This is a genomic window from Mesorhizobium sp. B2-1-3A, assembly GCF_006442655.1.
Taxonomy (GTDB): domain Bacteria; phylum Pseudomonadota; class Alphaproteobacteria; order Rhizobiales; family Rhizobiaceae; genus Mesorhizobium.
The window spans coordinates 562501-565000 of sequence record NZ_VFWK01000003.1 but is presented as its reverse complement, the minus strand read 5'-3'; the positions used below and the strand labels follow the sequence as shown (position 1 = coordinate 565000).

Sequence of the window (2500 nt, the reverse complement as noted above, 5' to 3'; positions counted from 1 at the left end):
GGTGCGAATACCCTTTGATCCGTAGATTTCCGAATGGGGAAACCCACCTAAGGTACTTGGAAAATCAGAGCAGCAGGGTGACTTGCTGCTGTGGTTTCCAAGTATCGATAATAGGTAACTTACCCTGAATACATAGGGGTAAAGTGGCGAACGCGGGGAACTGAAACATCTAAGTACCCGTAGGAAAGGACATCAACCGAGACTCCGGAAGTAGTGGCGAGCGAACCCGGACCAGGCCAGTGGCGATTGAGAGACAAGCGGAACCTTCTGGAAAGTAGGGCCATAGTGGGTGACAGCCCCGTACGCGTAATGCAATCAATCGTCCTCGAGTAAGGCGGGACACGTGAAATCCTGTCTGAAATTGGGGGGACCACCCTCCAAGCCTAAGTACTCGTGCATGACCGATAGCGAACTAGTACCGTGAGGGAAAGGTGAAAAGCACCCCGACAAGGGGAGTGAAAGAGTACCTGAAACCGATTGCCTACAAACAGTGGGAGCCCGCAAGGGTGACCACGTACCTTTTGTATAATGGGTCAGCGACTTAGTGTGACGAGCAAGCTTAAACCGCTAGGTGTAGGCGCAGCGAAAGCGAGTCTGAATAGGGCGTTCAGTTCGTCGCATTAGACCCGAAACCGAGTGATCTAGCCATGAGCAGGTTGAAGGTAAGGTAACACTTACTGGAGGACCGAACCCATAACTGTTGCAATAGTTCGGGATGACTTGTGGCTAGGGGTGAAAGGCCAATCAAACTCGGAAATAGCTGGTTCTCCGCGAAATCTATTTAGGTAGAGCGTCGACCGAATACCCCAGGGGGTAGAGCACTGGATGGGCTAGGGGTCCTCACCGGATTACCAAACCTAACCAAACTCCGAATACCTGGGAGTACTAGTCGGCAGACACACGGCGGGTGCTAACGTCCGTCGTGAAAAGGGAAACAACCCTGACCTACAGCTAAGGTCCCCAAGTTATGGCTAAGTGGGAAAGGATGTGAGGATCCCAAAACAACCAGGATGTTGGCTTAGAAGCAGCCATCATTTAAAGAAAGCGTAACAGCTCACTGGTCTAAATAAGGGTCTTTGCGCCGAAAATGTAACGGGGCTAAAGCCATACACCGAAGCTTAGGGTTCGTAGCAATACGAGCGGTAGCGGAGCGTTCTGTAAGCTGATGAAGCCATACCCGTGAGGGGTGGTGGAGGTATCAGAAGTGCGAATGCTGACATGAGTAACGTAAGGGGAGTGAGAGACTCCCCCGCCGAAAGACCAAGGGTTCCTGCTTAAAGCTAATCTGAGCAGGGTTAGCCGGCCCCTAAGACGAGGCGGAAACGCGTAGTCGATGGGAACCACGTTAATATTCGTGGGCTTGGAGGTAGTGACGGATCATTGAGGTAGTCCAATCTTATCGGATTGAACGGGCTGCTGCGTGGTTCCAGGAAATAGCTCCTCCTTATAAACCGTACCCGAAACCGACACTGGTGGTCTGGTAGAGTATACCAAGGCGCTTGAGAGAACTATGCTGAAGGAACTCGGCAAATTGCACGCGTAACTTCGGAAGAAGCGTGACCCTTTTCTACGCAAGTAGAGGAGGGTGGCACAGACCAGGGGGTAGCGACTGTTTATCAAAAACACAGGGCTCTGCGAAGTCGCAAGACGACGTATAGGGTCTGACGCCTGCCCGGTGCTGGAAGGTTAAGAGGAGGGGTGCAAGCTCTGAATCGAAGCCCCAGTAAACGGCGGCCGTAACTATAACGGTCCTAAGGTAGCGAAATTCCTTGTCGGGTAAGTTCCGACCTGCACGAATGGCGTAACGACTTCCCCGCTGTCTCCAGCATAGACTCAGTGAAATTGAATTCCCCGTGAAGATGCGGGGTTCCTGCGGTTAGACGGAAAGACCCCGTGCACCTTTACTATAGCTTTACATTGGCATTCGTAGTGGCATGTGTAGGATAGGTGGTAGGCTTTGAAACCTGGGCGCCAGCTCAGGTGGAGCCACCCTTGAAATACCACCCTTATTACTATGGATGTCTAACCGCGGCCCGTTATCCGGGTCCGGGACAATGTATGGTGGGTAGTTTGACTGGGGCGGTCGCCTCCTAAAGAGTAACGGAGGCGCGCGATGGTGGGCTCAGAACGGTCGGAAATCGTTCGCTGAGTGCAATGGCATAAGCCTGCCTGACTGCGAGACTGACAAGTCGAGCAGAGACGAAAGTCGGTCATAGTGATCCGGTGGTCCCGCGTGGAAGGGCCATCGCTCAACGGATAAAAGGTACGCCGGGGATAACAGGCTGATGACCCCCAAGAGTCCATATCGACGGGGTTGTTTGGCACCTCGATGTCGACTCATCGCATCCTGGGGCTGGAGCAGGTCCCAAGGGTATGGCTGTTCGCCATTTAAAGCGGTACGTGAGTTGGGTTCAGAACGTCGTGAGACAGTTCGGTCCCTATCTGCCGTGGGTGTAGGAATATTGAAAGGATCTGTCCCTAGTACGAGAGGACCGGGATG

The 2500-nt window shown here is 53.0% G+C and carries 1 rRNA gene (cut by both window edges); it reads left to right on the top strand.

The annotated features are described in order from the left end of the window. A 23S ribosomal RNA gene (locus FJ977_RS14045) occupies nt 1-2500 on the top strand (it extends past both window edges: 85 nt to the left, 213 nt to the right).